This is a genomic window from Micromonospora sp. NPDC049799, from assembly GCF_040656655.1.
Taxonomy (GTDB): Bacteria; Actinomycetota; Actinomycetes; order Mycobacteriales; family Micromonosporaceae; genus Micromonospora.
Map to the genome: position 1 here is coordinate 1 of NZ_JBFAMU010000785.1, position 1,652 is coordinate 1,652.

Below are 1,652 nucleotides of genomic sequence, written 5' to 3' on the forward strand. Positions count from 1 at the left end.
CGGGCCGGAGCGTCCGTTCGCCGCCGACTCCGCTCGACCCGCCGGTACGCGCCGCTCCGCCCCGTCGCACCCAGGGTCGAGCGCGATCCGGCGGGAAGCCGCCGGGGTGGTCAGGTGGTCAGGCGGCGGACGAGTTTGCGGAGGCCCGCCTGCCAGCCGTCCGGGTCCTCGGCGCGACGGCGCGCGTAGTCGGCGACCTCCGGGTGCGGGAGGATGAGGAAGCGCTCCTCGGCGAGGCCGGCGATCACCGCGTCGGCGACCTGCTCCGGGGTGAGCACCGCCCCGGAGGCGGCGATCACCTTCGCGCCCAGGTGACCGGCGGCCAGCCCGTCGGCGAGCATCGGCGTGTCCACCCCCTGCGGGCAGAGCGCGCTCACCTTGACGCCCCGGTCGCGGTAGGTGATCGCCAGCCACTCCGCGAAGCCGACCGCGGCGTGCTTCGTGGCGGTGTACGGGGCGTCCCCGACGGCGGTCAGCACACCCGCGGCCGAGCAGGTCATCAGCAGGTGGCCGCCGCCCCGGGCCAGCATCGCCGGCAGGACCGCGCGGGCGGCGTACACGTGGGCCAGCACGTTCACCCGCCAGGCCCGGTCCCATCCGGCGTCGTCGACCTCGATCCCGCCGCCGGTGGCCACGCCCGCGTTGGCGCAGAACAGGTCGATCCGCCCGTACCGTCGCTCGGTGTCGGCGACCAGCGCGCGGACCTGCTCCTCGTCGGTCACGTCGAGGCCCACGCCGTGCGCCACCGGTCCGACCGCCTCGGCCACCGCGCGGGCGGCGTCGGCGGCCAGGTCGGCCACCACGACGGCGGCGGCGCCCTCGGCGACGAACCGGCGGACCAGTGCCGCTCCGATGCCGCCAGCTCCGCCGGTGACCACCACGATCCGGTCGGTGAGGTTCACGACCGCTCACCCCCGCCCAGTCGGCCGATCACGTCCAGGAGGGCTGCCGCGCCGCCCGTGGTCAACTCCGGTGTCGGCAGCAGCGCGAGCACCGGCACGTCAACGCCGGCTTCGGCGTACCGGAGGGTCTCGGCCCGGCAGTGCTCCGGGGAGCCGTGCAGCACCAACGCGTCGACCACCTCGTCGGGCACCGCCGCGCCGGCACCGCGCCGGTCACCGGCCGCCCACGCCTTCCACATCGGGTCGAACACCTCCGTCCGGCCGAGCCAGCGGTGGAACTCCGCGTACGCGGGCACGGTCAGGTAACTGGTGATCAGCCGACGGCCCAGCGTGCGGGCGTACGCGGCGTCCTCGGTGGGGCAGACGAAGATCCGCGCGACCACGTCGAACCCGGGCTTGCGCTCCCCGAGGACCCCGAGCGCCTGCGGGACGTCACCGGCGGCGAGCCAGTTGAGGATCACACCGTCGGCCTCGGCGGCGGCCAGCCGCAGCATCCCGGGGCGCAGCGCGGCGAGCAGCACCGGCGGCGGTACGGCCGGCGGCCGTTCCAGCGTGAACCGGCGGACGGTGAAGGTGTCGTACGCCTCGTCGACCGTCGCCCCGGACAGGGCCGCCTTCAGAAAGCGGAGCACGTCGCGGGTACGCCGGAACGGCTCGGTGAACTCCCCCGCGTTCCAGTCGCGCACCAGCACCGGCGAGGACGCGCCGATGCCCAGCGCGAACCGGCCCGGCGCGGCGTCGGCGAGCGCC

Annotated in this window: 2 protein-coding genes; both read right to left on the minus strand. The window is 76.0% G+C overall.

The features are described from left to right. Nucleotides 1-110 precede the first annotated feature (110 nt). Nucleotides 111-902 carry an SDR family oxidoreductase gene (locus tag AB0I76_RS29440; RefSeq protein WP_357042269.1) on the minus strand — a complete coding sequence of 264 codons (792 nt, stop codon included), beginning with the start codon at nucleotides 900-902 and terminating at the stop codon, nucleotides 111-113. Beyond that, on the minus strand, nucleotides 899-1,652 hold a 754-nt coding region (locus AB0I76_RS29445; RefSeq protein WP_357042272.1), incomplete at its 5' end, for an LLM class F420-dependent oxidoreductase. The genes AB0I76_RS29440 and AB0I76_RS29445, both read right to left, overlap by 4 nt.